General features: G+C 45.5%; 25 protein-coding genes and 1 rRNA gene. 16 read left to right on the forward strand and 10 right to left on the reverse strand.

The window, feature by feature from the left end; all coding sequences use genetic code 11:
* The first annotated feature begins 110 nt into the window (after positions 1-110).
* The gene (locus ACXADE_RS01165; RefSeq protein WP_474978693.1) at positions 111-725 is read left to right on the forward strand and encodes a PH domain-containing protein; all 615 of its coding nucleotides are present in this window, start codon (positions 111-113) and stop codon (positions 723-725) included.
* An 84-nt stretch (positions 726-809) separates the two neighbouring features.
* On the opposite strand, the gene ACXADE_RS01170 is transcribed toward ACXADE_RS01165, so the two are convergent.
* The 4 genes from ACXADE_RS01170 to nadB form a co-directional block, all read right to left on the reverse strand.
* Complete coding sequence (locus ACXADE_RS01170; RefSeq protein ID WP_226594567.1) at positions 810-992, reverse strand: H-type small acid-soluble spore protein; 183 nt, start codon at positions 990-992, stop codon at positions 810-812.
* Between the two features lie 1,089 nt (positions 993-2,081).
* Entirely contained in the window at positions 2,082-3,182 is a 1,101-nt protein-coding gene (gene nadA, locus ACXADE_RS01175; RefSeq protein ID WP_474978694.1) for a quinolinate synthase NadA, read from the reverse strand.
* Complete coding sequence (nadC, locus tag ACXADE_RS01180) at positions 3,182-4,030, reverse strand: carboxylating nicotinate-nucleotide diphosphorylase (RefSeq protein WP_474978695.1); 849 nt, start codon at positions 4,028-4,030, stop codon at positions 3,182-3,184. Before nadC ends, nadA begins: the two co-directional genes overlap by 1 nt.
* On the reverse strand, positions 4,011-5,576 hold the full coding sequence (gene nadB, locus ACXADE_RS01185; protein WP_474978696.1) for an L-aspartate oxidase: 1,566 nt from the start codon (positions 5,574-5,576) through the stop codon (positions 4,011-4,013). Before nadB ends, nadC begins: the two co-directional genes overlap by 20 nt.
* 95 nt (positions 5,577-5,671) lie before the next feature.
* Here nadB and ACXADE_RS01190 point away from each other — a divergent pair, with 95 nt between their 5' ends.
* Together ACXADE_RS01190 and mscL are read left to right on the forward strand one after the other, a co-directional pair.
* Positions 5,672-6,805, forward strand: a complete 1,134-nt coding sequence (locus tag ACXADE_RS01190; RefSeq protein ID WP_474978697.1) for an IscS subfamily cysteine desulfurase — start codon at positions 5,672-5,674, stop codon at positions 6,803-6,805.
* 164 nt (positions 6,806-6,969) lie between these two features.
* On the forward strand, positions 6,970-7,461 hold the full coding sequence (mscL, locus tag ACXADE_RS01195; RefSeq protein WP_474978698.1) for a large conductance mechanosensitive channel protein MscL: 492 nt from the start codon (positions 6,970-6,972) through the stop codon (positions 7,459-7,461).
* Between the two features lie 247 nt (positions 7,462-7,708).
* Here the strand turns inward: mscL and ACXADE_RS01200 are convergent, their stop codons facing one another.
* Entirely contained in the window at positions 7,709-7,858 is a 150-nt protein-coding gene (locus ACXADE_RS01200; protein WP_474978699.1) for a hypothetical protein, read from the reverse strand.
* Positions 7,859-8,399: 541 nt separating this feature from the next.
* Here ACXADE_RS01200 and ACXADE_RS01205 point away from each other — a divergent pair.
* Positions 8,400-9,590 (forward strand): MFS transporter, encoded by a 1,191-nt coding sequence (locus ACXADE_RS01205; protein ID WP_474982172.1) that lies wholly within the window; start codon positions 8,400-8,402, stop codon positions 9,588-9,590.
* A gap of 32 nt (positions 9,591-9,622) precedes the next feature.
* Here the strand turns inward: ACXADE_RS01205 and ACXADE_RS01210 are convergent, their stop codons facing one another.
* Entirely contained in the window at positions 9,623-10,051 is a 429-nt protein-coding gene (locus ACXADE_RS01210) for a BrxA/BrxB family bacilliredoxin (protein WP_474978700.1), read from the reverse strand.
* Positions 10,052-10,064: 13 nt separating this feature from the next.
* A complete protein-coding gene (locus tag ACXADE_RS01215; RefSeq protein ID WP_474978701.1) occupies positions 10,065-11,207 on the reverse strand; it encodes a conserved virulence factor C family protein in 1,143 nt (380 codons plus the stop codon).
* A gap of 246 nt (positions 11,208-11,453) precedes the next feature.
* Here ACXADE_RS01215 and ACXADE_RS01220 point away from each other — a divergent pair, with 246 nt between their 5' ends.
* From ACXADE_RS01220 to ACXADE_RS01235, 4 genes are all read left to right on the forward strand, one after another.
* The gene (locus tag ACXADE_RS01220; RefSeq protein WP_474978702.1) at positions 11,454-12,374 is read left to right on the forward strand and encodes an ABC transporter ATP-binding protein; all 921 of its coding nucleotides are present in this window, start codon (positions 11,454-11,456) and stop codon (positions 12,372-12,374) included.
* Positions 12,367-13,323, forward strand: a complete 957-nt coding sequence (locus tag ACXADE_RS01225) for an ABC transporter permease (RefSeq protein ID WP_474978703.1) — start codon at positions 12,367-12,369, stop codon at positions 13,321-13,323. The genes ACXADE_RS01220 and ACXADE_RS01225 overlap by 8 nt, the downstream gene beginning before the upstream one ends.
* 17 nt (positions 13,324-13,340) lie before the next feature.
* Positions 13,341-13,793, forward strand: coding sequence for a DUF4064 domain-containing protein (locus tag ACXADE_RS01230; RefSeq protein ID WP_474978704.1), 453 nt, complete (start codon positions 13,341-13,343; stop codon positions 13,791-13,793).
* Between the two features lie 202 nt (positions 13,794-13,995).
* On the forward strand, positions 13,996-15,486 hold the full coding sequence (locus ACXADE_RS01235; RefSeq protein ID WP_474978705.1) for an HD domain-containing phosphohydrolase: 1,491 nt from the start codon (positions 13,996-13,998) through the stop codon (positions 15,484-15,486).
* A 23-nt stretch (positions 15,487-15,509) separates the two neighbouring features.
* Here ACXADE_RS01235 and ACXADE_RS01240 read toward each other — a convergent pair whose 3' ends face one another.
* Positions 15,510-15,683: a hypothetical protein gene (locus tag ACXADE_RS01240; protein WP_474978706.1), complete on the reverse strand. Its 174-nt coding sequence runs from the start codon at positions 15,681-15,683 to the stop codon at positions 15,510-15,512.
* 111 nt (positions 15,684-15,794) lie between these two features.
* Here ACXADE_RS01240 and ACXADE_RS01245 point away from each other — a divergent pair, with 111 nt between their 5' ends.
* Positions 15,795-16,697, forward strand: coding sequence for a formate/nitrite transporter family protein (locus ACXADE_RS01245; RefSeq protein WP_474978707.1), 903 nt, complete (start codon positions 15,795-15,797; stop codon positions 16,695-16,697).
* Positions 16,697-17,389, forward strand: coding sequence for a Type 1 glutamine amidotransferase-like domain-containing protein (locus ACXADE_RS01250; protein ID WP_474978708.1), 693 nt, complete (start codon positions 16,697-16,699; stop codon positions 17,387-17,389). The genes ACXADE_RS01245 and ACXADE_RS01250 overlap by 1 nt, the downstream gene beginning before the upstream one ends.
* Before the next feature lie 44 nt (positions 17,390-17,433).
* On the opposite strand, the gene ACXADE_RS01255 is transcribed toward ACXADE_RS01250, so the two are convergent.
* Complete coding sequence (locus tag ACXADE_RS01255) at positions 17,434-17,904, reverse strand: DinB family protein (protein WP_474978709.1); 471 nt, start codon at positions 17,902-17,904, stop codon at positions 17,434-17,436.
* Positions 17,905-18,103: 199 nt separating this feature from the next.
* Between ACXADE_RS01255 and ACXADE_RS01260 the strand changes: the two genes are divergently transcribed.
* Positions 18,104-18,871 (forward strand): MerR family transcriptional regulator, encoded by a 768-nt coding sequence (locus tag ACXADE_RS01260; protein ID WP_474978710.1) that lies wholly within the window; start codon positions 18,104-18,106, stop codon positions 18,869-18,871.
* A gap of 204 nt (positions 18,872-19,075) precedes the next feature.
* Here ACXADE_RS01260 and ACXADE_RS01265 read toward each other — a convergent pair whose 3' ends face one another.
* Entirely contained in the window at positions 19,076-20,128 is a 1,053-nt protein-coding gene (locus tag ACXADE_RS01265) for a class I SAM-dependent methyltransferase (RefSeq protein WP_474978711.1), read from the reverse strand.
* 398 nt (positions 20,129-20,526) lie between these two features.
* Here ACXADE_RS01265 and ACXADE_RS01270 point away from each other — a divergent pair, with 398 nt between their 5' ends.
* The 5 genes from ACXADE_RS01270 (at position 20,527) to ACXADE_RS01290 (ending at position 25,837) form a co-directional block, all read left to right on the forward strand.
* The gene (locus ACXADE_RS01270) at positions 20,527-21,297 is read left to right on the forward strand and encodes a 3D domain-containing protein (protein WP_474982173.1); all 771 of its coding nucleotides are present in this window, start codon (positions 20,527-20,529) and stop codon (positions 21,295-21,297) included.
* Between the two features lie 256 nt (positions 21,298-21,553).
* Positions 21,554-21,709 carry a hypothetical protein gene (locus ACXADE_RS01275; RefSeq protein ID WP_474978712.1) on the forward strand — a complete coding sequence of 52 codons (156 nt, stop codon included), beginning with the start codon at positions 21,554-21,556 and terminating at the stop codon, positions 21,707-21,709.
* 188 nt (positions 21,710-21,897) lie between these two features.
* Positions 21,898-22,698, forward strand: a complete 801-nt coding sequence (locus ACXADE_RS01280) for an SDR family NAD(P)-dependent oxidoreductase (protein WP_474978713.1) — start codon at positions 21,898-21,900, stop codon at positions 22,696-22,698.
* 19 nt (positions 22,699-22,717) lie between these two features.
* The gene (locus tag ACXADE_RS01285; RefSeq protein WP_474978714.1) at positions 22,718-23,734 is read left to right on the forward strand and encodes a MoeB/ThiF family adenylyltransferase; all 1,017 of its coding nucleotides are present in this window, start codon (positions 22,718-22,720) and stop codon (positions 23,732-23,734) included.
* Between the two features lie 538 nt (positions 23,735-24,272).
* Positions 24,273-25,837: ribosomal RNA gene (locus ACXADE_RS01290) — 16S ribosomal RNA — on the forward strand.
* Positions 25,838-25,929 lie beyond the last annotated feature (92 nt).

Below are 25,929 nucleotides of genomic sequence, written 5' to 3' on the forward strand. Positions count from 1 at the left end.
ACAGAGAACCGGAGCATAGTTTATGCTCCGGTTTTTCGCTTTGTCGATAGAGGATTTATAGATGTCATGTAGAAATAGTCAACGAATCCGAATATTCAGGAGGTCATGATATGTTCAAAAAAATGGCAAGTGATGCGTTAGGTTTAAGTGATATCGGAAAGATTATCCGGAAAGAAGATTTTGATAAAGCCCAGTCCGATGACTTTGTCCTGACAGAGGATGGAGAAAAGATTCATTTTCTAATCAAATCGAAAAGTGATGAATACTGTTTTACGAATCGTGCGCTCATTCACTTGGACGGCGAAAAAGCAACAAGCAGTAAACGCAACATCTATCGTTATGACTATTATCAGCATCCAATCAGAAGTGTATCAGTAGAAACAGCAGGGACAATTGATTTGGATTTAGAAATCAAATTCTACATCGGCGATCAATATATGAGCATCGATATTGCAAAGGACGAAGGAGAAGCGATTGCCGATTTGTATAAATCACTGGTAGCTATTTCTCATATTCAGGAAGAGAACCAGCGCCAGGCAGCTTTCGCTAAGGACAGTATCGGGGTGGCACAGGACATGATCCGTGATAACCGTTTCCATGACAATGACGTCTCCAAAGAATTCAGTGAAACGGCGATCTTTGCTTATGATTGGTTTACGAAGAAGTATGAGGAAAATACCCGCAAAGATTTTGATGATGTGTTTGAAAAGTACATTCAAAACTAGAGTTTGAAACAGGGAAAGACGCCTATTAAAGGAGAAATATCAAATATAACCCGGATCACAGCATATGATCCGGGTTTTTCAGGTTTATTCCTGCTCTTTCAATTCATATAACGGAACTTTTTGAACGATGTTCGGCTGATCTGTCGGGTGAATGCGTGCCATTTCATTGCGTTCAATAACTTCTTCAATGTAAATTTCACGGTCTTCATGCATGACCGATATCATATCCTCTGATTTAAATATTTCTTTTGCGCGTTCTTTGTTCATGTAAGCACCCTCCTTTTAAAAGTAATATTCGCAGGAATGGATGCGGATATTCTCCGCGCGGAGGTTCTTTTTCTTTGGCTCTGTTAAAGTTTAGTGTTGATATTACTGCAAAAAAAGGAACTTCCATAAAATTGGAAGTTCCTTTTTTATATTTGGCTTATTCAACGAAAGCTCCTGTTTGTGGAAGACTCAGTTTTGAGATGTTTGTGTGGGAGTTAGGGGCTGCGGGGGATGACTCGCTTTCCGCGGGAGCGCGGTGAGCCTCCTCAGGCTTACGCCTTGCGGGGTCTCACCCAGCACTCTTTTCCTCATAGATATCCGGTTTCTGCGCCTAGCGGCTAGTGAGACTTCCCTCGCTTCTGTACGATAAGTCAACATCGAATCCCTTCGTTCTTCGTGTTTCCTTTATCTCCTCCAGCTCAGTCCAGTCCATACGCCGCTGAACGAGGCGCCTGCACACTTAAGATAGGAGTCTCGCCATCCCCCTCCGCCCCTTGGCTAGATCAGGGTCTCGAAACCCCTTCATGAATCATCAGCTATTCTAGTTGGTGAGAGGATAAGGATCATATTCCCAAACCGAGGTGATCGAACCCGGAAAGCTTGATACATAGCGTTTTATGCTTACAACAACCGGGGGAATGGAAGACCATCCAACGTTGACAAAGGGGTTCGTTTCTCGCATGATCGAATGGGGTGGTTGGGAAGCTGCGAGACTCCCGTGGGAGAAAGGAGATCGGCGAGATCCCGCAGGGCGATAAGCCCGAGGAAGCTCGGCACTCCCCCACAGGAAAGCGAGTAGCTTCCCAGCCACCCCTGGCACTCAACACAATAACGAACCCCGAACCCTCTCGAAATCAAGTCTTCAACAATCCTGCCAGTTAGTGAAAGACTCCGTTTCGAAATAATAATCCAACAAGATTCAATGGTTACATCGTGAAAGTAGATCATCTAAAGGTTTCGACACTTGGAAATAAACTCCCTTTTATCATCCTATCATTCATGGTCACTTCCATCCGTTGATGCCAATATCAACACTGAACTTTAACAGTGCCTTTTCTTTAGTAGCTCCAACAGCTAAGCGGAATATAATCACACACGAGCCAACATCCTGTCCAGAGCTTTCTTCGCATTCACAGCGATGGAAGGGGGGACTTGGATTAGGTTTTGAGGATTACCCTCCATGACGGAATCGAGAGACCAGGCCAAATGGGGAAGGTCGATTCTGTTCATGGTCAGACATGGGCACATCCGCGGATTCAAGGAAATAATGTGTTGATCCGGATGTTCCTGGATGATGCGATTGACGAGATTCATTTCTGTGCCAATCGCCCACTCACTTCCTGGAGGAGCATGTTCAATCGCTTGGATGATTGCGTTCGTGGAACCGGACATATCAGACTTCTCTACAACTTCACGGCTGCACTCCGGGTGGACGATAATTTTCATGTTTGGATGCTCCGTACGAACTTGTTCGACATTGGAAACGGCGAAATTTTCATGAACGGAGCAGTGCCCTTTCCACAGAATTACTTGAATGTCTTCCAACGGTCCATCATAAAGAAGCTCTTCTATGATAGGATCCCAAACGGCCATGTGGTTGAGCGGGATGCCTAGATCGTATGCGGTATTTCTTCCCAAGTGCTGATCGGGGAGGAAGAGGATCCGCTCTTTTTTGGAGAAGGCCCACCTCAGCATATCGGCTGCATTGGAGGAAGTAACAGTCGCTCCGCCTTTTCTGCCTACAAATGACTTGATAGCTGCTGTAGAATTCACATAAGTAAGAGGCAGGATCGTATCGTCAAAAAGTTCCATTAGACGGGTCCATGACTCCTCTGTCTGTCGGATATTCGCCATATCAGCCATGGAACAGCCGGCTCTCATATCCGGGAGGTACACATGCTGATCTTCCCGAGTCAAGATATCTGCGGTTTCCGCCATAAAATGGACCCCGCAAAAAACGATCGCCTCCGCTTTATGTTGGCTCGCAGATATCTGAGCAAGCTTTAACGAATCCCCGCGGACGTCAGCAAATTGAATGACTTCATCTTTTTGATAATGGTGACCAGGAAGGAAGAGTCTTGCCCCCATGGATTTCTTTACGTTGAGAATTCTTTGCTCCAGTTCTGATGTTTCCATTGCCTTATACTTGTCAGGCAGCGTCGTTCTTTCAATCGTATCAAACAAATTCATTATACTTCCTCCTTTATGGTGATGGCACGGGCGCTTATATCCATGGCTTTCACAGAGTGGGTCAACATTCCGAGGGAAAGATAGTTGAGATCAAGCCCCTGGTAATCAGGCAGGGTTTCCAGAGTGATTCCTCCAGAAGCTTCGGTTGTGATCGAAGAGGGGACCAGTTGGGAAAGGTAGTGGATTTCATCTGGTGTGCGATTATCGAACATAATGATATCCGCTCCTGCTTCTACGGCTTCGAGGACTTGATCTTCTGTCTCTGTTTCGACTTCTATCTTCACAGTGTGGCCGATGGCTGCTTTTGTTCTGGTAATCGCTTCATGGACAGAGCCGAAGAATTCGATATGATTGTCTTTCAGCATGACCGCATCATAGAGGCCGAAGCGGTGGTTGTGTCCGCCACCGGTGCGGACGGCATACTTTTCAAAGGAACGAAGTCCGGGAGTCGTTTTCCTTGTGTCACAAATACGGATTTTTTCATCTCCTAAAGCTTCTACGGCACGTTTGGTCATGGTCGCAATCCCGCTCATACGCTGAACGAGATTAAGGATGACGCGTTCCCCTTTGAGAAGGTCACCAACAGGCCCTTGGGCTGTAGCTATGGCTTCTCCTGCGCTCACCTGATCTCCGTCATGGACATGAAGGTGGACGGCCACATCAGGATTCAGCACCTGGTAGCCATCTGAAATGATATCCGCCCCGCAGAAAATTCCTGCTTCTTTACAAGTAAAGGTCATCGTGCCCCTTAAATTCTTCGGGAATACAAAGTCTGAACTGTAATCATGCTCTCCGATATCTTCTATAAAAAAGGCTTCTAAGTGTTGTTTACGTCTCCAAAGGTTCATTGATTTCCCTCATTTCTGAAGTTCTGTGTCTGACGACCTGTTTGTTGAGCCAATCCATCTGCTCTTCAGGAAAATCGCTGCGATAATGCCCCCCGCGGCTCTCCTGCCGTTCCAGTGCCGATTTTGTGATGATCCAGCTTGTCTGCAGCATGAACATTCTCGTCATTTGTTCGAATGTGAGCATGCCTATGTCGTACCGTTCCCATTCCTCTGGAGGAGCGAAGGATTCCAACCACTTGCGGTGATCGTTTAATTTTTTTCCGTCTCTAACAATCCCGACGTTTGCCGTCATCCGCTCTTGAAGGATTTGCCTGGAAGGGATAACAGAAGGAGGATTCATCCGCTTGTGTCTTTTACTCCATGACGTTCTAGAGAGGCGAGGGGATGCATTCAGGTGAGCCGCGAGCCTTTTTCCGTAGACGAGTCCTTCAAGAAGGGAATTGCTGGCCAGGCGATTAGCTCCGTGAACGCCTGTACATGCCGCTTCGCCAATGGCATAAAGCCCATCGACCGTTGTTCTTCCATGGAGGTCGGTTTTAATGCCGCCCATTGAAAAGTGACAGCCAGGGGCTACAGGAATCCGCCCTTCGGTAATATCCACTTGGTACTGTGTGCAAAGGTTTGTAATATGCGGGAATCTCAGGTCAAAATTTTCTATCTTGCTTATATCAAGATAGATGTTGTCTCCGCTTTGCCTTCTTTGGTAAATCGTTTGTGAAACAATGTGTCTCGGAGCAAGGTCTTGAAGAGGGTGAATGTGTTCCATGACCGGCCGCCCGTTTTCATCGACCAGAAAGGCCCCCTCACCCCTGACAGCTTCAGAGATCAAACCTACAGCCTTATCTTTTATGTACAAAAGGGTAGGGTGGAACTGGATGAATTCCATGTCTACAAGCTCTGCTCCAGCCTGATAAGCGAGTGCCATGCCATCCCCGGTCACAGAGGGGGCGTTGGATGTGGACGCATATAACTGTCCGCATCCCCCGGTCGCGACCACGACATGAGGGGCCTGAAATTCGTGGGTGCCATAGGAATCCTTACTTTTGATTCCATAGCATTGATGGTTTTCATTCACCATCAGTTCGTATACATAGTGGTTTTCTATGATGTCGACATGAAGAGGGAGGGCTGCCGTCAAATGATTCATAAGAACTCTCCCTGTCTGATCCCCGCCCCCATGGATGATGCGGTGATGGCTATGGGCCCCCTCTTTTCCAAGTGCAAGGGTATCTCTGTCTTTATAATCAAAGGCACATCCTTCCGCTTCAAGTTCCCGAATGATTTGTGGAGCTTCCTGGGTCATCATCAGTGTGGAATGATGATAGTTCATCGATCGCCCGGCCAGGACAGAATCGACGAAATGATAAAAAGGATGATCTTCTTTTCCCAGGGCTGCAGCAATCCCACCTTGAGCTAATCGGGAATTCCCCTGACCGAGAATCGACTTTGTGATAATAATCACATTTCTATCCGTAGAAAGGTGACGGGCGAGCTGTAACGCTGCTGCTCCACTTCCGATGATGATGACATCTGCCGTCCTTATCATACTTCCACCCCTTTATATATACAAGTGTATTTACACTTATATTTACACACTGTTACACTATTGACAAGAGATTACTTAAAAAGGAGCGGGGAAATGTGGAGGGTTATTTTGATTTTGCAGCTGCATGTCCGATGGATGACGATGCCATGGAGGCTTATCTTCACGCAGCCAATCATTATTATGAGAATACACGGAGCTTGCACGATGGAGGTACAAAGGCGGCTGCCTTATTAGAGCACTGCAGGCAGACACTGGCGGACTTAATGGTTGTGGAGAAGGAAGGTCTGTATTTTACAAGCGGTGGATCAGAAAGTAATGAACGTGCGATCGAAGCCCTGTTAACAGCAAGGGAGGGCAAGCATATTGTCACCACTGACGCTGAACATTCCTCTGTTCGAAATATCATACGGAAATATGAAAGAGAAGGCTATAAGGTTACAAGGGTTCCCTTGACGGAGGAGGGACTTATAGAGGTAGAAGCTGTTGAAAAGGTGGTGGGTGAGGAGACCGTTCTTTTAGCTGTTCAACATGTCAATTCTGATATCGGAACGATCCAGCCTCTCCATCACTTATCCGCCATCTGCCGGAAGTACAACATTCTTCTGCATACCGATTGTGTCCAATCTTTCGGGAAGATTCGGTTAGATGAAATAGCTCCCTATGTAGACAGTCTTTCAGTGGCAGCCCATAAGCTATATGGTCCGAAGGGCGTGGGGGCTATGTATATTCGTCCTTCGCTTACGTGTACACCGCGTACGCCAGGCGGCGCTCATGAAAGAGGGATGAGGCCGGGGACCATCAATTTGCCTGGAATTGCCGCGTTCACTGTGTCCGCTGAAAAAATGGTGAAGGAAATAAGTGTTATTCAAAGGAGAATCATAACATTGAAGCAGGCTTTTCTTGATATGGGGGAGTGGCACGTGTTAGGAGATACGGTCGAAACCGCTGTTCCGATCCTTGGACTAATTCTCCCGGAAATAGAGGGGCAACTGGCTATGCTTGAAGGGAATCGGAACGGGTATTATTTTTCTACAGGAAGTGCCTGTCATGCAGATGATCAGAAACCAGCTGCGACATTACTTGCGATGGGATACAGTGCACAAGAAGCAAAATCCTTCATACGTCTTTCATTCAGTCATCACCACAAGGTTGAACAAGTGGTGAAACTCGCCGGATTTTTAAAAACGTTAAGAGGAAAAACCGTCGCTACCGGCCGTACCGGATACTGAAAATGTGTACCGGGTACCAGGTACGATCTGAGTTTTAATCCGTACCGGGTACCAAAAAGAGATCGATCCGTACCTGGTACCAGGTACGGATGATGTGGTGCCAGGTTTGAATTCATAGTTTGTCCCTTTCTTTCATAGGATGGTGAAGGAAGGGGGAGCATGATTTGGGGTTGTTACATGAATTCAAGCAATTCACCGTTCGTGGAAGTGCTGTGGACATGGGGGTTGGGATGGTTCTTGGTGCCGCCTTCAGTGGTTTCATCGATTCACTTGTCACGGATATTTTACTTCCGCCTGTTGGTGTTTTATATACGAAAATGAATTTTGAGAACATGTTCCTCAGTCTGGATGGAACTCTCTATCCTTCACTTACAGCGGCTAAAGAAGCCGGGGCGGCAACGATCAACTATGGTCTCTTCGTTACGGCCACCGTCCGGTTCCTGATTATTTTATTCGCCGTCTTCCTTGTCGTTCGTCAAATCAACCGCTGGAAAAAACCTCATCAGCATCCATTGCATGGGATGACCAAAAAGGAGTGTCCCTACTGTTGTATGCCGATACCGACCCAGGCTGTCATATGTCCAAATTGCTCTTCCTCTCTTGAAATTAAACCTTCTTCGCCACAGCAGGTGAAGACAAAATGGCGGATTAAATAAAAAGCTCCTTTCATACTTTTTGTAAGTGGGAGTGGCAGGAGCAGCATTCTGTGTGGAGCGCGTTAAGACTCCTGCGTGAACAGAGGGTTAGATCCCGAATCCCTAAACAAAAAAATCGTCACGGACCTTTTTACAACTTTGCCCTTTCCTTGAAACTTCGTGAGGTATCAATATTACCTGCAATCTTTAACCAAGGTAAAAAAAGGCGGATCCTTGAGTGGATCCGCCTTTTTTATAGTGTCGTGTATTATTCTTCTCCGCTGTCTTCACCTTCGCTATCACTTTGCTCCTGCTCTTCCGTCTGATCTTCTTCCATTTCACCGTCTTCTTCTCCACCACAAGCAGCAAGGGTCAAAACAGATACTAAACCTAAGGCCAACATCCATTTCTTCAACATATTAAAAATCCCCTTTCAAAGTGAGTTACGTGTAAAAGATACCCAAGCTTTGTAAAGAGAGAATGAATATTGTGTAAGTTTATGGTAATGAAAGGGTAAATGTACAAAAATAAGAATTTGGAACCATTCCAAAGGTGGTTCGTATTGGGGGAAGGAGTTTTATATGAATTAACATTGGGTATTCTTTTTTTTCGTTCGCTTTTAGTTACAATTTCGTTTCGTGGGGGGCGGCTTAGGGCTCACATCCTGCACGACGCCGATCGTCAAGGGCAAGAAATAGTGGGAAATCCGACGGTAATGGAGCAGGTCATGCCCGCGGTTGTATGGGTACTCCCTTTATTGCTGGCTGTTCTATTGACTACAGAATATTTGAAGATCCAGAAGAGAATCAGCAGGTATGGAAAGCGGGGGAGAGGGTCGAGGGCAAGATTTATCCAGATTTTTCTCCTAGTGTTTCAAATAGAACGGGGCATCCTACGTTTATGAAGACGTAGGAGGAATTGCCTTGGAAAACAAAGTCAGCCGGTGGTGTCTGGTCAGCATGGCGTCCATCCCTCTTGTCATGACCCTCGGAAACTCGATGCTGATTCCAGTATTGCCGATTTTCGAGAAAAAAGTAGGCATCACTTCTTTTCAGTCCAGTACAATCATTACCAGTTATTCGGTAGCGGCGATCTTTCTCATCCCGGTTGCCGGTTATTTGTCCGATCGCTTCGGGAGGAAACGAATTATCCTGCCGAGTTTGCTGTTGGCTTTTATCGGAGGGATTATCGCTGGTTTTTCCTCATGGAAATTGGAAGATCCATTCCTGTGGATTACGGTTGGCCGTATCCTTCAGGGAATGGGGGCAGCGGGAGCCACACCGATCATACTGCCTCTCGTCGGTGATTTATATAAGGATGATGATGAAAAAGCGAGCTCCTGTCTCGGAATCATTGAAACGTCAAACACCTTCGGAAAAGTATTAAGCCCGATTCTTGGTTCTTTATTTGCTGTGTTTTTATGGTTTCTGCCTTTCTTTTCAATTTCATTCTTCAGTTTAATATCCATCGTTCTCGTATTCTTTTTTATTAAAATTCCCAAAGGGGAGAAGGAAGAACCGAAACCGTTCAAACAGTTTTTGAAAAAGACAGCGGACATTTTCAAACAGGAGGGAAAATGGCTCTACCCAGTGTTTCTACTTGGAGCCTACGCGATGCTCATTTTGTTTGCTGTTTTGTTCTTTATGTCCGATATCCTTGAGAAAACGCATAACATTGAAGGGGTTAAAAAAGGCTTTGTGCTTGCTGTACCACTCTTCACTTTATGCCTGGCGGCGTTTATCACCGGTAAAACGATCAAGGGGAATACAACCGTTATGAAGTGGGTACTTGTCGTTGCTATGGGAATGGTATCTGCAAGTGTGATTTTTGTAGGGTATGTCAATGGAAAGCTGCTTCTTTTGTTAGTGGTAACAAGCATTCTTGGGACGGCCATTGGTGGAATGCTTCCGACATTAGATGCTCTTATAACCGAAGGGATCGAGAAAGAAGAGCGAGGGACGATTACCTCCTTTTATAGTTCATCCAGGTTCATAGGGGTAGCGGCCGGTCCACCATTGATGTCCCTGCTCATGAAAGAGTACTTGAATATCAGCTATATTACAGGTGGAGCTTTCGGAGCCATCCTCCTCATCGTGGTCCTCTTATTCATCAAACCTGAAAAAAATGAGAGTCAGACGAAAACCGCATGAAAAAACGCCTTCTATCACAGAAGGCGTTTTTTTTAACAGTATTGATCATAGGCATTTGTAAGGTTGGCAGTAATCTCTTCCACTTCATAATCTTCGATCTCCTCACGGGGGATGAAATGGAGAACTTGTCCATCCTTCATGAGTGCCATGGAAGGAGAGGAAGGTTCATAACCTTCTAAATAGTCACGCATACGGGATGTTGCCTCGCGATCCTGACCAGCAAAAACAGTGACAAGATGTTCAGGGTGTTTGTCGTGCTGGAGGGATACACGGGCAGAAGGACGCGCGAGCCCTGCTGCACATCCACAAACTGAATTGATCACAACCAGGGATGTCCCTTTTGTTTCACTGATGAATGTGTCGACCTCTTCTGGAGTCGTCAGTTCTGTAAAACCGGCGTTCGTTAGTTCATCACGCATCGGTTGAGAGATTTCTTTCATATATGCTTCATATGGGTTCATGGGTTGTAGCCTCCTATTGTTGTTTTTTTGTGGCTGCCTGAGTCATCTGGTGCCATACGGAACCTTTGGCTTCTTCGCCGCCTTCAATTCTTTCGATAGCCATGTTGATTTGCAGACGTACTTCGAATTCAGGGTCCTCGGCTGCCTCCTTCAAAGCGGGAAGCGCAGATTCGTCGCCGAGTTCGTATAAATACATGGCTGCGCGCCAGCGGACGAGTTTGTTGGAATCCGATAATGATTCAATCATACGCGGCATCGCTTCTTTAAACCCGAGATCAGATAAACAATCCCCAGCAGTACGGCGCACCGTGACCGATTTGTCACAGAGGGCTTTATATAAATACGGGAGCGTTTCAATCTCTTCAATCATTCCAAGATAAGCAGTCGCCAGGCGTCTGATGGAAGCTTTCTCATCATCCAATGCCTTATCAAGAACGCGGTAATCCTCTACCGTCGGATCCATTCGATCCAATGCCGCATAGCGGACTTTCCAATCCTCGTGGTCCAGAGTTTCTAAAGTGATGGATGCCTTTTCCTTTTGCGGCTCATCTCCTGCCGACTCTTGGTCAAACGCTTGTTTAACAAGCGTTTCGAGGCGCTCTGTGTCGTAACTTGCAGAAAGTTCTTCTTTCACTTGTTCACCGACCTCCGCTACGTCTCCGTACCGAGGGCTCTGTTCGACCCATTTCCTTTCCATGATCATGTTCGGTGAAGCAGGAGAAGCTTTCATAGCGGCTTCCATAAAACGTTCCGGAAGGCCGACCCGTGTTTCCTCGTCGCCTTCCTCCAGTTTCACCTGCATAGGCAGTCCCCGGAACATTTGGACAAATACTCTTACTTCTCCAAAGTGCTCATCCGGTTCTTCCTTTTCCGGAGAAGGGTATGCAGCCGTGTCTTCTGATCCGAAAACCTTTCTTACTTCAGGAAGAATCGCTTCCCAGGAGATACGGGCATTCCTTTCCAACGCGATGAAATCTGTGACGTGATATAAGCCTTTGACCCCTTCAATGGCAAAAAGATGTTGCACGAAATCGGGTGCATGACTATGATCATCTTCTTTTTTATAATTGTGAGTCTCTCCGTCAGACAACGTCTCATTCAAATTGACTTTCATTGAATTCGGACTGGGTGTCGGTTCAATGGATACGATTTTCACTCACTTCTACCCCCTTAACGAGCTGATGTTTCTTCTGATCCGATAGCGAGGGAATCTGCCCTCATTCCATGATTACATTTTATCAAAGATTCCCTAGTGCATCCACGAATGGAGTCCGTGTCCTGGGCGCCTCTTCCTGAAATAGCTTCGGGTGTGCGAAACAACTGTAAAAAATTTTCATAAAAAATGAAACCAGATTCATTTTTTGACGTACAGTAGGTGTGTTGAATTAAAGGAGGGTGGAGAATGACAGAGCCTGTCATGCAGTTGAAAAACGTAAAGAAAACTATTGGGAAGAAAACGATCATCAAGGGTTTGAATTTCAATATACAAGGCGGTGAAGTGTTCGGTTTTCTAGGGCCTAACGGCGCCGGTAAGACCACAACCATTCGTATGATGGTCGGATTGATGAAGATGACGGATGGGGACGTTATTATTCAGGGGGAAAGTGTCCGGCATAACTTCAAAGAGGCGATCCGCCATGTTGGAGGGATTGTTGAAAATCCTGAAATGTATCCATTCATGAGCGGTTGGAAAAACCTCATCCATTATGCAAGGATGATGCCGGAAGTTTCCCAAGAACGAATCGAAGAAGTGGCAAAGCTTGTCGGTCTTGAAAACCGCATGAAAGAAAAGGTAGGAAAGTATTCCCTTGGCATGCGCCAGCGTCTTGGAATTGCTCAAGCCCTTTTACATAATCCTTCCGTCCTAATTCTCGATGAGCCGACCAATGGATTGGATCCATCAGGAATTCGCGAAATCAGGTCTTACATACGTCGGCTTGCTGAAGAAGAAGGAGTGGCAGTGATTGTTTCCAGTCATATTCTTTCTGAGATGGAGATGATGTGTGACCGGATTGGTATCATCAAGAATGGTGAATTGATTTCCATTCAAACCGTACAGGATGCATTGCAACAGACGGAGGAGAAAGAAGTTTCCATCGAAGCGACACCTCTCGCTGAAACGCGAGCCGTACTGGAAGAAGTCACTGGTAAGGAAGTCCATCAAAAGGAGGCTCTCCTTACATTCACGGTCGAGAAAGAAAAGATTCCTGCGATTATAGCGGACCTTGTGCAAAAAGGGGTACAGATTTACAGTGTGAACGTCAACCGCTCAACGCTTGAAGACAAATTCTTGGATTTGATTGGAGAGGGAGCCATTGAGTAACTTTATTCAATTGATAAAAAACGAACAAATGAAGCTTTATAACCAAAAAGCGACATGGATCATGGCTATTTTAATGCTCGTGTTGATCATCGGCCTAGGTGTATTGTTTAAGATCGATGCAGCCATCACGGGGGGAGAAGCTCCGACCGGTGAGAACTGGAAGGAAGAGCTGCAACAGCAGAATGAAGAGTTGATGTCAGGAGGGGAACAACCACCTGAAATTGAATATCCAGGGTATACAAATGTGGAAATGAACCAGTATCGTATAGAAAACGACTTGAAACCGACAGATTATAATGTTTGGGATTTTGTAAGATCGAATAGAAATATCGTTGTATTGGTCAGTCTCTTTACAATTATTGTAGCAGCAGGAATTACGGCAAATGAATTCCGCTGGGGTACGATAAAGTTGTTATTGATCCGTCCAATATCTCGAGCGAAAATATTGCTGGCCAAGTATGTATCGGTCATCATCTACGCATTGACAATGCTCGTACTATTATACTTGGTTTCCTTCCTCACAGGGGCGCTGTTGTTTGGAATGGGCGGCCTTTCCGAACCCTATGTATATACCCAGGCGGGCGAAATCAAAGATGCCGGTGTCTTTTCATTTACTGTTTCACAATATTTGTTAAGTTTTGTAGAATTAATCATGATGGCTACATTCGCGTTTATGATCGCCTCTGTATTCAGAAATACGTCCCTCGCCATCGGTTTAGCGATCTTTCTGATGATGGCCGGAAGCTCTATTGTCGTTTTCTTCATGGAGAAATCATGGGCTAAGTATATTCTGTTCGCAAACACAGACCTTACGCTGTACATGTCGGGATCGCCATTTGTAACGGGGACATCTCTTTGGTTTTCCGTCGGTGTCTTAGCGGTATATTACATTATATTCATGGCTTTGTCCTGGGCATTCTTTACGAAACGTGACGTAGCAGGATCATAACAAAGGAGGAAAATGATATGAAACGAACGGTAGAAATCGTCATTACCATCATCGGTATTGTTCTTTTTGGACTACCTGTTGTATTGAGTGGTCTCTTATTGAATTCAGCTGATAATCCGCAGATACAACAAGAAATTGAAAACTTCATGAACTCACCGGAAGTACAGATGGAAGGTGAAATGAGTTCAACAGACATGACCCAGATGTTCGAAATGATGGGCTCATTCGCAATGTTTGTCCTCATTGCTTCTTTAATAGCCATGGGTCTTGGAATTCTTTCCGCCGTGTTCCTTAAAGGAGACAAGAAGCCGAAAGCAGCTGGAATCATTTTGATCGTTACAGGGGTTGTTTTCACATTTGCTACAGTTTTTATGGGATTGTTCGGAGGAGTGGCGTACCTGATTGCTGGAATCGTAGCGCTTGTCCGTAAATCAAAGAAGACGCCAACTGATGAAGCGATCAGTTATTAGAGAAAAAAGATGCAGCTAAAAGCTGCATCTTTTTTTGTGAGCCTGGGACTGTTCCTTCCCACACTATTATTCACAGGAGCAGAGGGATAGGAGTGGGAGTGAAATCCACTTGCAATGTCAGAGTCATTGAAAAGGAATCTGCTGGAGTTTGTCGAATAATAGAAGATAGAAATGATTTAAACGATAACAAGGAGTTTAGAGGATGGAGCCATTCGTATATTTTCAAAGAAGGATGCTGATGAATTACATAGGGGGATCTTTTGTGGCTGTGGGCGGTGTCGGAAGTTTGTTTATTTTTCGCACCCTTCAGTTGGACATGAATGAAATCCTCTATTTGCTCCTCATCATGGCCGCCTCTGTAGGAATGATGCTGACAGGGGAAATGGTGATGTACAGGTATCATGTTCGTCCGATCCGGCAGCTTTTCACTAGGTCATCCAACTCTCCTCAACAAGTGAAAGAAGCGTTAGGGAGGGCTCAGAAGTTCCCGCAGCTGACCGTTTTGAGAATTCTCGGTCCTCACTTATTAGGATTATCTATTCCTGCTTCATTGTTAGCATGGCTGGCTATTGAACGCGGCCTTATTCATCTCCCCCTTTACTATATTGGATTTGCCTGGGCTGGGGCTGTTTTAATTGCGGTCATGCATGCGTTGATTGAATTTTTCATGACAGACCGGGCCGTTCAATTGCTGATCCCTGCCATTTACGAAAAAGGTGGCTGGGTCGATTATAAGAGGGAGCGCTCCTTAAGTATAAAGGTTAAGTTATTTGCAAGTTCTATCTTTACAGCGATTTTTCCTGTGCTGCTTTTTCTGATGGCTTCCCAAGTGCGGCTGATTGAGGGGAGAGGGATGGACAGTTATTGGAATTGGGCATCGACGATTGCTGTAGTAGTCATGGCTGTGGGTGTTCTCTCGGCTCTTTTGCTTTACAGAAGTATCCAGAAACCGATGGAGCAGTTGAGTGAACGTTTTTCTGATGTCCGTCAAGGAGAACTCAATCCCATGGAAAACGTTTACGTCGACGAATTTTCCGAGTTGGTGACTGGATTCAACCATATGGTTACAGGTATCAAGGAGCGGGATGAGGAAAATGAACGGCTGATTGAGAGCTTTTTTACGGTTTTTGCAGCAACATTAGATGCACGCGATCCATACACTGCTGGTCATTCCAGGCGGGTAGCTGAATATTCGGATGTAATTGCGCGCCAAGCTGGATTTGATGCCAGGCAGTTGGATTTATTGAAAAAATCAGCCCTTCTCCACGATATCGGTAAAATAGGTGTGCGGGATCATGTGCTGCTGAAAGAGGGGCGTTTGACAGAAGAGGAGTTTGCCAAAATTAAAGAACACCCGGTGATCGGTGCCCGTATCCTCGAACAGGTGGAACTGCCCGATTCCCTTACTCCAATACTCCCGGGGGTGCGCTATCACCATGAGCGGTACGATGGCAAAGGGTATCCGGAGGGGCTCTCCGGTGTTGATATCCCAGTGTTCGGTCGTCTAATGGCCGTAGCCGATGCTTTTGATGCGATGACGTCCGATCGTCCATACCGGAAAGGGATGCCGGTGGAGAAGGCATTAACAATCATCGAAGAAGGCAGGGGGACACAGTGGGACCCGTATTTCGCTGATTTGTTTCTGGAAGCGATGAGGCAGAGGGTGAAAAAAGAAGCGCTCTCTTACATTTGAGCGCTTCTTTTTATCGAAACCCATTAATCCAAATATCTATTCATTTCATCCACGTCTGCGGTCTGGCGGTCGTATACATCCCCTTCCTGAGGACGGAGCCCACTCCCGCCGCAAATTTTGCAGATGTAGCGCCATTCCTCATCATCCATAAGCAGACCCTCTCCATCACAGGCCAGACAGAATTCATCTCTGGACATTGTCATTCCTCATTTCCTTGTTTTTCTTACCATCTCTCAAACGGTTCACGTTATACAGGGAGATTATCTTTTTCATGAATCGGGAATGTGAGAACCATTGGAGGGATGACCGTGGCAAATGAGGAAAATAACCAAGAACAGAACGCAAACGACACGAATCAAGGCAATCAGCAAATTGATCGACCAGGTCGACAATTTTACCTTCCTTCCCAAATTGTTGATGAGTTCGGGGAAAAAGGGAGAGATCACCTGAACAAACCTTTCCGTGCGCAGTTTTTATTGGCACTCACCGCCGGTTCTTTCATGACTTTCGGTGCGGTGTTTTCCGTATTACTGGCCGTAGGGGTGGAGACCAAAGGAATCTATCACCTGCTATCGGGGATCGGTTTCGCTGCCGGGTACTCGATGGTCTTCATTTCAGGGGCTGTCCTTTTTACGGAAATTAATGTTCTTTTACCCTCCTATCTTTTCAACAAATCAGGATTGATGAAGAGAAACATTTATAAATTCTGGCTCTCTTCCTATATTGGGAACATCATCGGGGCCTTCCTTGTGGCCGTACTCATACAATGGTCCGGATCATTTGCAAGCACCTTTTATCCAGAGCTTGACATGTATTTGGATCATAAAATGAAGTTCGTAGACCATGGGGTCAAAGGCTGGTTTCAGGTTCTCGTATCCGGAGTGCTTGCCAACTGGTTGATCGGGATGGCGGCCTTTTTGACAACGTCTGCCCGTGATTTGACAGGGAAAATCCTAGGAACAACCTTACCTGTAGTCCTTTTTGTAGCCGGGAACTTCCAGCACAGTGCCGCTAATATGGGATACTTCAGTATGGGGATTCTTGCCTCTGACAAATACACATGGTATGAATATATCTTTTTAAACCTCGTACCTGCGAGTATTGGTAACCTGATTGGTGGAGCGATTTTAGTGTCTCTCTTATTCTCATACGCCTATAAAGAAGACATTCAAACCTCTCTGGGTAAAAATAAGAGAAAGGGGAATCATTAATGAAACAGATTATTGCGCTGGGCGGAGGCGGCTTTTCAATGGAGCCGGAAAACCCGCTTTTGGATGATTATGTGTTGAACCAAGTAGAAAAAGAAAAACCGAAAATTTGTTTCGTCCCTACGGCTAGTGGAGATTCGGATAGTTATATCGAACGTTTCTATGAAGCGTTCGGGCAAAAAGCTGAAGCTACTCATCTTTCTTTATTTAAACCGCCGGCAAGAGACTTACGGAAGATGATCCTCGAGCAGGACATCATTTATGTCGGAGGAGGGTCTACTAAAAATCTTCTCGTCTTATGGCGGGAGTGGGGTCTTGATGTCATCATGAAAGAAGCGTGGGAAGAAGGTGTCGTACTTGCAGGAATCAGTGCGGGAGCCATTTGTTGGTTTGATGAGGGCATAACGGATTCGTTTGGAGACCAGCTGGAACCGCTGCCGTGTCTTGGTTTCATTCCTGGTAGCTGTTGCCCCCATTATGATGGAGAGGACGCGAGAAGGCCTGCGTATACTTCCTTTATTAAAGATGGATCAATACGTCCAGGTTATGCTTTGGATGATGGGGCTGCTGTTCACTTCATCCACACGGATGCTGTGAAGCAGGTCAGTTCCCGCTCTGAAGCTAAGGGATATTATGTAAGGGTGGAAAGTGGAGAACTGGAAGAAAATGAACTCGAAATGACCTACTTAGGATAAGGAAACACCCTCGCGCTAAAAATAAGCGTGAGGGTGTTTTTTTATTACTCAAACAAGAGAATTTCCGGATCTTTCTGATACCTATGCACAAGCATTGCGTGCAGTTGGCCGCGGTGGTGGTACATATGGGCGACGGTTTGGACGAGCCATTCGAACCTTGTATGAGTGACGCCCCACCAGGACATCGTTTCTGTATAGAGGTGATCTTCTGTATAGCTTTCAAATTGGGCTTTCAACTGCGCGAAATTCTCAAAAAGATGTTCAAGAATCTCATCTTTCGATTTCATAGAGACCGTTTCATAGAATTGCTCCATATCCTTCTTTGAAGCACCCTCAGCGATGTGACCATCCGCTGCGGGGATAGCTGCAATATGTTCCAGCAGTTCTCCAATGGAGTACTTGCCTTCCGTTGGTCTGAGGGTCAGATCTTCTTCTGATAACTGACCGACCATTTCGGAAATGGATGCTATGACGATTTCTAATTGGTGAAAAGCACTCTGACAGTACATATTCATAGGAACACAACCTTATTAAAATTGTTATTCCTCCTTTTATTCTCCGGCATTCCACTAAATTCCTTTTCTGAGCGGAAATCTACAGGAAACGACGAAATCCGCCTGCTGCTCTTTTGCTTCTCCACTAGAATTTTTTCGGCGATAGAGTTGACTCTGACGTTACGTTATAGCTTATCGTTGATTGTGAGGTGATCACCCAATGTACAAAGTGAAAGATATAGCTGCTGTGGCGGGAGTGAGTGTCCGTACGTTGCATCATTATGACCATATTGATTTGTTGTCACCAAGCTATACCAATGAGAAAGGGTACCGGTTTTACAGTGAAGAAGATTTGGCCCGACTACAGCAGATCCTTTTCTTCAAAGAGATGGATTTTCCGTTGAAAAACATTAAGGAAATCCTGGATGATCCAGGTTTTGATGAAGAGGAAGCGTTGCAGCATCATCGAGATCTTTTGAGAAAAAAGAAACACCGGTTAGAGCGGTTGATCCAATCGGTGGAACAGACTTTACGTTCATTGAAAGGAGAAGAGAGTATGGAGAATGAAGACCGATTCCGTCCATTTGATAAAAGTGAAATAGAAGCACACCAGAAAAAGTACGAAAAAGAGGTAGAGGAAAGATGGGGAGATACAGACGCATACAAAGAGTCCAAACGGAAAACATCTCAATATACAGAAGAGGATTGGAAGAAGATCCAGCAGGAAGGAAATGATATCGACCGGGAACTTGTGAAGTTAATGGATCGAGACTCTTCGGATGTAGAGGTTCAAAAATTAATCCATCGCAAACGTCAGCATATCACCGATTATTTTTATACGTGTGACCTCGATATTTTCAAAGGGCTCGCTGATATGTACGTCAACGATCCCCGCTTTACGAAGAATATGGATCAATGGAAACAAGGCTATGCCGAATTTCTGAATAAAGCCATGCACGCCTACTGTGATCAGCAAAGGAAGAAATAATCGTTGAATTTAGCTGACTCTTTGATCATACCTTTGGTCGGTTCTTTGATTGACTTTGATTGACTTTGGTTGACCACGTCATACAGTTATTTCCACAAAACAGCATCACCGCCAAGTGCGCGGTGATGCTGTTTTGCTTTTGAAGTTTTAGTGAATTCTGTTTTCCTTTTTCTGGTGTACCAGGTCATACATATTTATCCATTTCTAACGTGGCTGGCAGATGAGGCCGTTATGGACCTTAATGTAACCGTGCCTGAGGATGTCGAATCCAGCTTCATACATATAGAGGCCCATTTGTTCAACAGTCATGAGTTCTCTGTACGTGTGATTCATGACATCAGCCATCACATGATAATAAAGACGTGAGCGCAATTGGTTTCGGGGGGTGGTTAGAATGGCGTAGCCACCTTCCTTCAGAAAGCGCCGGTGCCAATCAGCCACTTCTGGTTTATATTCATCTGGAAAATGCTCAAGCAACCCTACAGAAAGAACGATGTCGAATTCCTTTCCGAAATCAAGGTTACGTATATCGTCTACGATATATTCAATCTTTAAATCATCTTTGTAAACGACTTTCCACTGCCCTGTCTTTGGGTTTTCACCTAAGAATGGATAGTGTTCAGGAAATTCTCCAAAACGGGTGGTTTTGCAAAATTCATCGTAATCGACCATAACGATCTCTGCTCCAGGATACATGGCTCCGAGCTGCATGGCTTCGTAACCTTCTGCTGCACCAAGAAAGAGAATGCGCGGCCGGTCTATATGAAGGCCTTCAAAAAGGGCTCTCTTTCCACGCGGATCCCAAATGCCATCCTGAATTCGATGAACATAATTCCATAATTGCAATTGGACGAGGTCCCCGAGTGCGTGCTTCACCAGACCGGGGCGAAAGGAAGAAAGGCTTCTCATGAAATTTTTCTTTTTCACATCTTTTTCAAGAGGCACATCTTTGGTGAACCACTCGTGGAAGGCTTTGTTGAAATAAGTCCAGGACGTATGTGGATCCATGACCTGTTGATGGTGCGCTTCCCAATTAGTTCTTTCTTTGGAGTAGTTTTTAACCTCAAAAGGTTTTCCAACATCTTTCCACGACAGAAGGGACCAGTCAGATACCGTGTTTAAACGGACAAATTTATTGTGTTCTTTTTCCGAGTAACGACGAAGGTCAATCCGGTATTGTGGGTGTGAAAAGGATTCATCCATATGTTTTTCCGTATAGGGGCGGGGCTCCTCTTGGACTTTTGCTTCCTTTAACATGAACCGATCACCTCTCCATAATGTTTAACCTTACTATAACTTTTAATGTAAACGTTTACAATTTAAGGTGCGCGAATGTTTGGTAATAAATGTATGACCTGGTGTCCCAGTATTTGGAGTACCAGGTCATACATTTATTACCAATACGCGATAAAAGGAGATTTTTGTAGGTGTTTGGCTTTGCGGGTGTGGATCGCACTTATTGGATTAGGTATATTTATCCATTACGACCGGATTATTACACCGTAGTAAAGATGATGTAATGTTTGAAAAGTTATTGTTGTATCCCTGTTATTGGCATATGAGCTGAGCGTGTTAAAGTAGATATTGTGATTTTGAAGACAGCGCTTAGCCGAGGGCTGAGCGAAAGCTGTTTACCAAGGAGGAAAAAAGACATGATGAAAAAAACAATCGTTTCTTTGGCGGCGGTCGCATCGGTTTCGGCAGTAACAGCAACAGCAGTAAGTGCAGATGAGATTACAGTAGAAAAAGGAGATACTCTTTGGAGCATCGCTCAAAACAACGGGGTCTCTGTGCAAGATATAAAAGATGAGAACGGCCTTCATTCTAATTTGATTTTCCCTAAACAGGTTCTTAACATCAATGAAGGGAATAGCACTGAAGCTAAAACTCAATCTGCCGCTAAGGTTCACACGGTAGTATCTGGAGATACGCTCTACAGCATTGGACAAGCTAACAAAGTATCTGTTCAGGAATTGAAAGCATGGAACAATCTTGATTCCAATATGATCTATCCAGGAGAAAAACTGTCCCTTGATGGAGCGGCAGTTTCTGAACCTTCCAATTCCAAAGAGAGCTCAAGCAATAATGAAGCAGATGTTGAACAGACATCCAGCGAATCTTCAGAAGATGGTGTCGTAAAGACACTGAACGTGGAAGCGACAGCATACACGGCATTCTGTGAAGGTTGCTCCGGTACGACAGCTACAGGAATTGACCTGAGAGCGAATCCGGATCAGAAAGTAATTGCCGTAGACCCTAACGTCATCCCGCTAGGATCTGAAGTATATGTTGAAGGCTATGGTAAAGCTATTGCTGCTGATACAGGCGGTGCGATCCAAGGAAACCGTATCGATGTATTCGTGCCAGATCGTAATGATGCCTTGGATTTCGGACGTAAAACAGTAGAAGTTAAAGTGTATGAATAATATAAATGGAGGCGGTCCTGATGGGGCCGCCTTTTTTATATTTTTGTGATGTTTCGACATAAATTCTCATTTTTCAACATAAATAGGTTTTAAAATCAACCTTCGCGGTTATTGTTAAGGAGCGATGTTCCTCTGTATATAAGCTTCAAATAGATAAAAACGGATAAAACATAATTTTTTCTTGCGTTATCTTAGTTTTACTAATAATATCAAAGGGAATCGTTTTATATACTAAGAAAGAAAGGAGGACACCACGATGACACTGCTATACTCAAAAGCTCGTGAGCTGTTTGATCAGGACTTTAAAAACAGTCCAGAAGCCCAGGTCCAATCAAAGGCTAAAGGCGTAAAACGCACACGTAGTGGGAAGGTTCTATTCTCTTTCCGTAAGCAGTCCAACAAGCGGAAATAGCATTAGAAGTCGTGGAGGCAGCTATGAGAAGTAACATGAAAAGAATAAATATGGCCGATTATTTAAAACAGGTCATTCCATGGATCAGCGTTTCATTGACAGAATCAGTCATGAAGCGCTGATTTTTATTTTGTAAGGTTTACATATAAACAGGTTCGGTTATCGTATCCGCTAAGGAGGCGAATCGAATGAACATTTTTTCAAGGGAAGCTCTTCAGGGGGAGCATGTACTAATTACAGGAGCGACAGGCGGTATCGGTTATGAAGCGGCAAAAGAAGTGGTCCGTGCCGGCGGTCATGTAACAATCACTGGACGGAACAAGGCTAAATTGGAAGCGCTGAATGAAGAGTGTGCTACGATAAATGATAGGCCGCATGTTTTTATAAGCGTCGCCGATTTAAATGATCCAGGTGATCGTGAAAAAGTTGTAAAGGAAGCTATACAGAATCAGGGACCTGTGTCTGGTCTTGTGAATTCAGCTGGAATCATCGGGGGCGGCCCGCTAAAAGATATGACAGAAAATGAATTGCGGCGAGTGATGGAACTTAATTATTTTTCCACGGTGCTATTTACACAAGAAGTCTATAAAAACATGAAAGCACAGGGCCGAGGAAGTATCGTAAATCTCTCCTCTCTATCTGGCTTGCGCGGGACCCACTCTGGGACAGCTTACAGTGCTTCCAAGTTTGCCATTATGGGATTCACTCAGTCCTTCGCCCATGAAGCGATCGAGCACGGTGTGCGTGTGAATGCTGTTTGTCCCGGCTATGTTGATACTTCCATGGGGAAGGAAGCCATACGATCAAAAGGAGAGCGTGAAGGCAGAAGTTATGAGGAACAAAGAAAATTTGCCGAACAAGGAATTCCTTCAGGTAAGCTGAGCGAAGCGGATGAAGTCGCCCGCACTATAGTTTACCTTTTAACGGAAGCTTCGACGAATGTTATCGGAGAATCTTTGAAAATATCAGGCGGGAGCGTCATGCGATAAGAGAAAGGGAGGGGCTTCGATGGATCAACGATATTCAAGGCAGCGGCTCTTCCAACCGATTGGAGCGAAAGGTCAGCAATGCTTGCAGGAATCACATGTGCTCATCATAGGGGCGGGAGCTCTTGGGACAAGCAGTACCGAACAGTTGGTCAGATCAGGTATTGGTAAGGTTACAATCATTGACAGGGATTATGTGGAATATAGCAATCTGCAAAGACAGCAATTGTTTACAGAAGAAGATGCTGAAAGGCGCACACCTAAAGCCATTGCTGCGAAAGCACGTTTGGAGAAAGTGAACAGTGACGTTCAAGTGGAGGCCGTAGTTGCAGATGTACAATTAGAAGAATTAGAACAACACTCAAAGCAGGTCCATCTTATTATAGATGGAACAGATAACTTTGAGACACGAATGCTCATTAATGATTTTACACAAAAACATAACATTCCATGGATCTATGGGGGGTGTGTGGGGAGTCATGGGATGAGTTATACGGTCATACCAGGAGAAACCCCATGCCTTACATGTTTGATGAATCGTGTGCCGCTTGGGTCTGCGACTTGTGATACTGTTGGTGTCATTAGCCCAGCTGTTCAGATGGTAGCTGCTCACCAAGTTACGGAAGCTTTTAAAATTCTGGTCGGAGACTTCCGCGCACTACGAAAAGGCTTGGTTACTTTTGATTTGTGGACGAACCATCATACATTTATTCGTACCAGCCGGATCCACAGAAAAGATTGTCCATCCTGTGGGGAGGACCCTTCGTACCCTTACTTAACCGAGGGTGGAATAAGTAAGGTGGCCGTTCTTTGCGGGAGGGACACCGTGCAAATAAGGCCGGGGATCGGCAGGGAGAGAGACTTGAAAGAGCTGAAAAAACGTCTGCCTGAAGGGGAAGTTTATGAAAATCCATTCTTACTTTCATATAAGAATTCAGACCATCGGATGGTGTTCTTCAAAGATGGACGCGTGTTGATTCATGGAATGAAAGATATCCAAGCGGCTAAAACACTTTACCACCAAATCGTCGGAGGTTAATCGTGTTTGTTGAAGAAGAGAAGAGGGAATAAGAAGAGTAACAACTAATAAGGAGAGTGCAACATGGGACGTCTTCTAAAAAGAGTGTTTAAATATGGCCCGATTGTATATCCGATCGTCAAAAAGTTTATGCGAAAACGACGCGGCCGTTATTAAATGCGAGCAGTTACTGCTCGCTTTATTTATTTTTTTCTCTATATAATAAGGAAAGGAAATGTTACACCCCGAAATCAGTTCTATAAAAACAAAAAAGTTATAGAAAACCTATTGCGTACCCTTGGATGCCGTGATATTATATTATTTGTCGCGTTAAGAGAGCGGCAAGCCGCAACGGCTTAACAAAATAAATCATTAAAAAGTTGTTGACGAAAACAACCGAAAATGATATATTAATTAAGTCGCTGTTTTGAAGCGGCAAACAACATTTTGATCTTTGAAAACTGAACGAACCAACCAGTACGTCAAAACATTTCTTCTTTATAGAAGAGATTTGAAACAAAGCACATTCGGTGTGCAAATGAGCAAGTCAAACTTAACTTTTATGGAGAGTTTGATCCTGGCTCAGGACGAACGCTGGCGGCGTGCCTAATACATGCAAGTCGAGCGCGGGAAGCGAGCGGATCCCTTCGGGGTGAAGCTCGTGGAACGAGCGGCGGACGGGTGAGTAACACGTGGGCAACCTGCCTGTAAGATCGGAATAACCCCGGGAAACCGGGGCTAATGCCGGGTAATACTTTCTTTCGCATGAAGGAAAGTTGAAAGATGGCTTCTCGCTATCACTTACAGATGGGCCCGCGGCGCATTAGCTAGTTGGTGAGGTAACGGCTCACCAAGGCGACGATGCGTAGCCGACCTGAGAGGGTGATCGGCCACACTGGGACTGAGACACGGCCCAGACTCCTACGGGAGGCAGCAGTAGGGAATCTTCCGCAATGGACGAAAGTCTGACGGAGCAACGCCGCGTGAACGATGAAGGTCTTCGGATCGTAAAGTTCTGTTGTTAGGGAAGAACAAGTACCGTGCGAATAGAGCGGTACCTTGACGGTACCTAACGAGGAAGCCCCGGCTAACTACGTGCCAGCAGCCGCGGTAATACGTAGGGGGCAAGCGTTGTCCGGAATTATTGGGCGTAAAGCGCGCGCAGGCGGTTCCTTAAGTCTGATGTGAAAGCCCACGGCTCAACCGTGGAGGGTCATTGGAAACTGGGGAACTTGAGGACAGAAGAGGAGAGTGGAATTCCACGTGTAGCGGTGAAATGCGTAGATATGTGGAGGAACACCAGTGGCGAAGGCGACTCTCTGGTCTGTTTCTAACGCTGAGGTGCGAAAGCGTGGGTAGCAAACAGGATTAGATACCCTGGTAGTCCACGCCGTAAACGATGAGTGCTAGGTGTTAGGGGGCTTCCACCCCTTAGTGCTGAAGTTAACGCATTAAGCACTCCGCCTGGGGAGTACGGCCGCAAGGCTGAAACTCAAAGGAATTGACGGGGGCCCGCACAAGCGGTGGAGCATGTGGTTTAATTCGAAGCAACGCGAAGAACCTTACCAGGTCTTGACATCCTTGGACCTCCCTAGAGATAGGGATTTCCCTTCGGGGACCAAGTGACAGGTGGTGCATGGTTGTCGTCAGCTCGTGTCGTGAGATGTTGGGTTAAGTCCCGCAACGAGCGCAACCCCTAATCTTAGTTGCCAGCATTCAGTTGGGCACTCTAAGGTGACTGCCGGTGACAAACCGGAGGAAGGCGGGGATGACGTCAAATCATCATGCCCCTTATGACCTGGGCTACACACGTGCTACAATGGATGGTACAAAGGGCAGCGAAGCCGCGAGGTGTAGCAAATCCCATAAAACCATTCTCAGTTCGGATTGCAGGCTGCAACTCGCCTGCATGAAGCCGGAATCGCTAGTAATCGCGGATCAGCATGCCGCGGTGAATACGTTCCCGGGCCTTGTACACACCGCCCGTCACACCACGAGAGTTGGCAACACCCGAAGTCGGTGAGGTAACCTTTATGGAGCCAGCCGCCGAAGGTGGGGCCAATGATTGGGGTGAAGTCGTAACAAGGTAGCCGTATCGGAAGGTGCGGCTGGATCACCTCCTTTCTAAGGATATTACGGAAACGTACTGTGTTGGTTGTTCAGTTTTGAGAGATCAAACGATCTTTCAACTTGTGAACCTTGAAAACTGGATAAGG

Source organism: Halobacillus sp. ABR2_026, assembly GCF_056158545.1.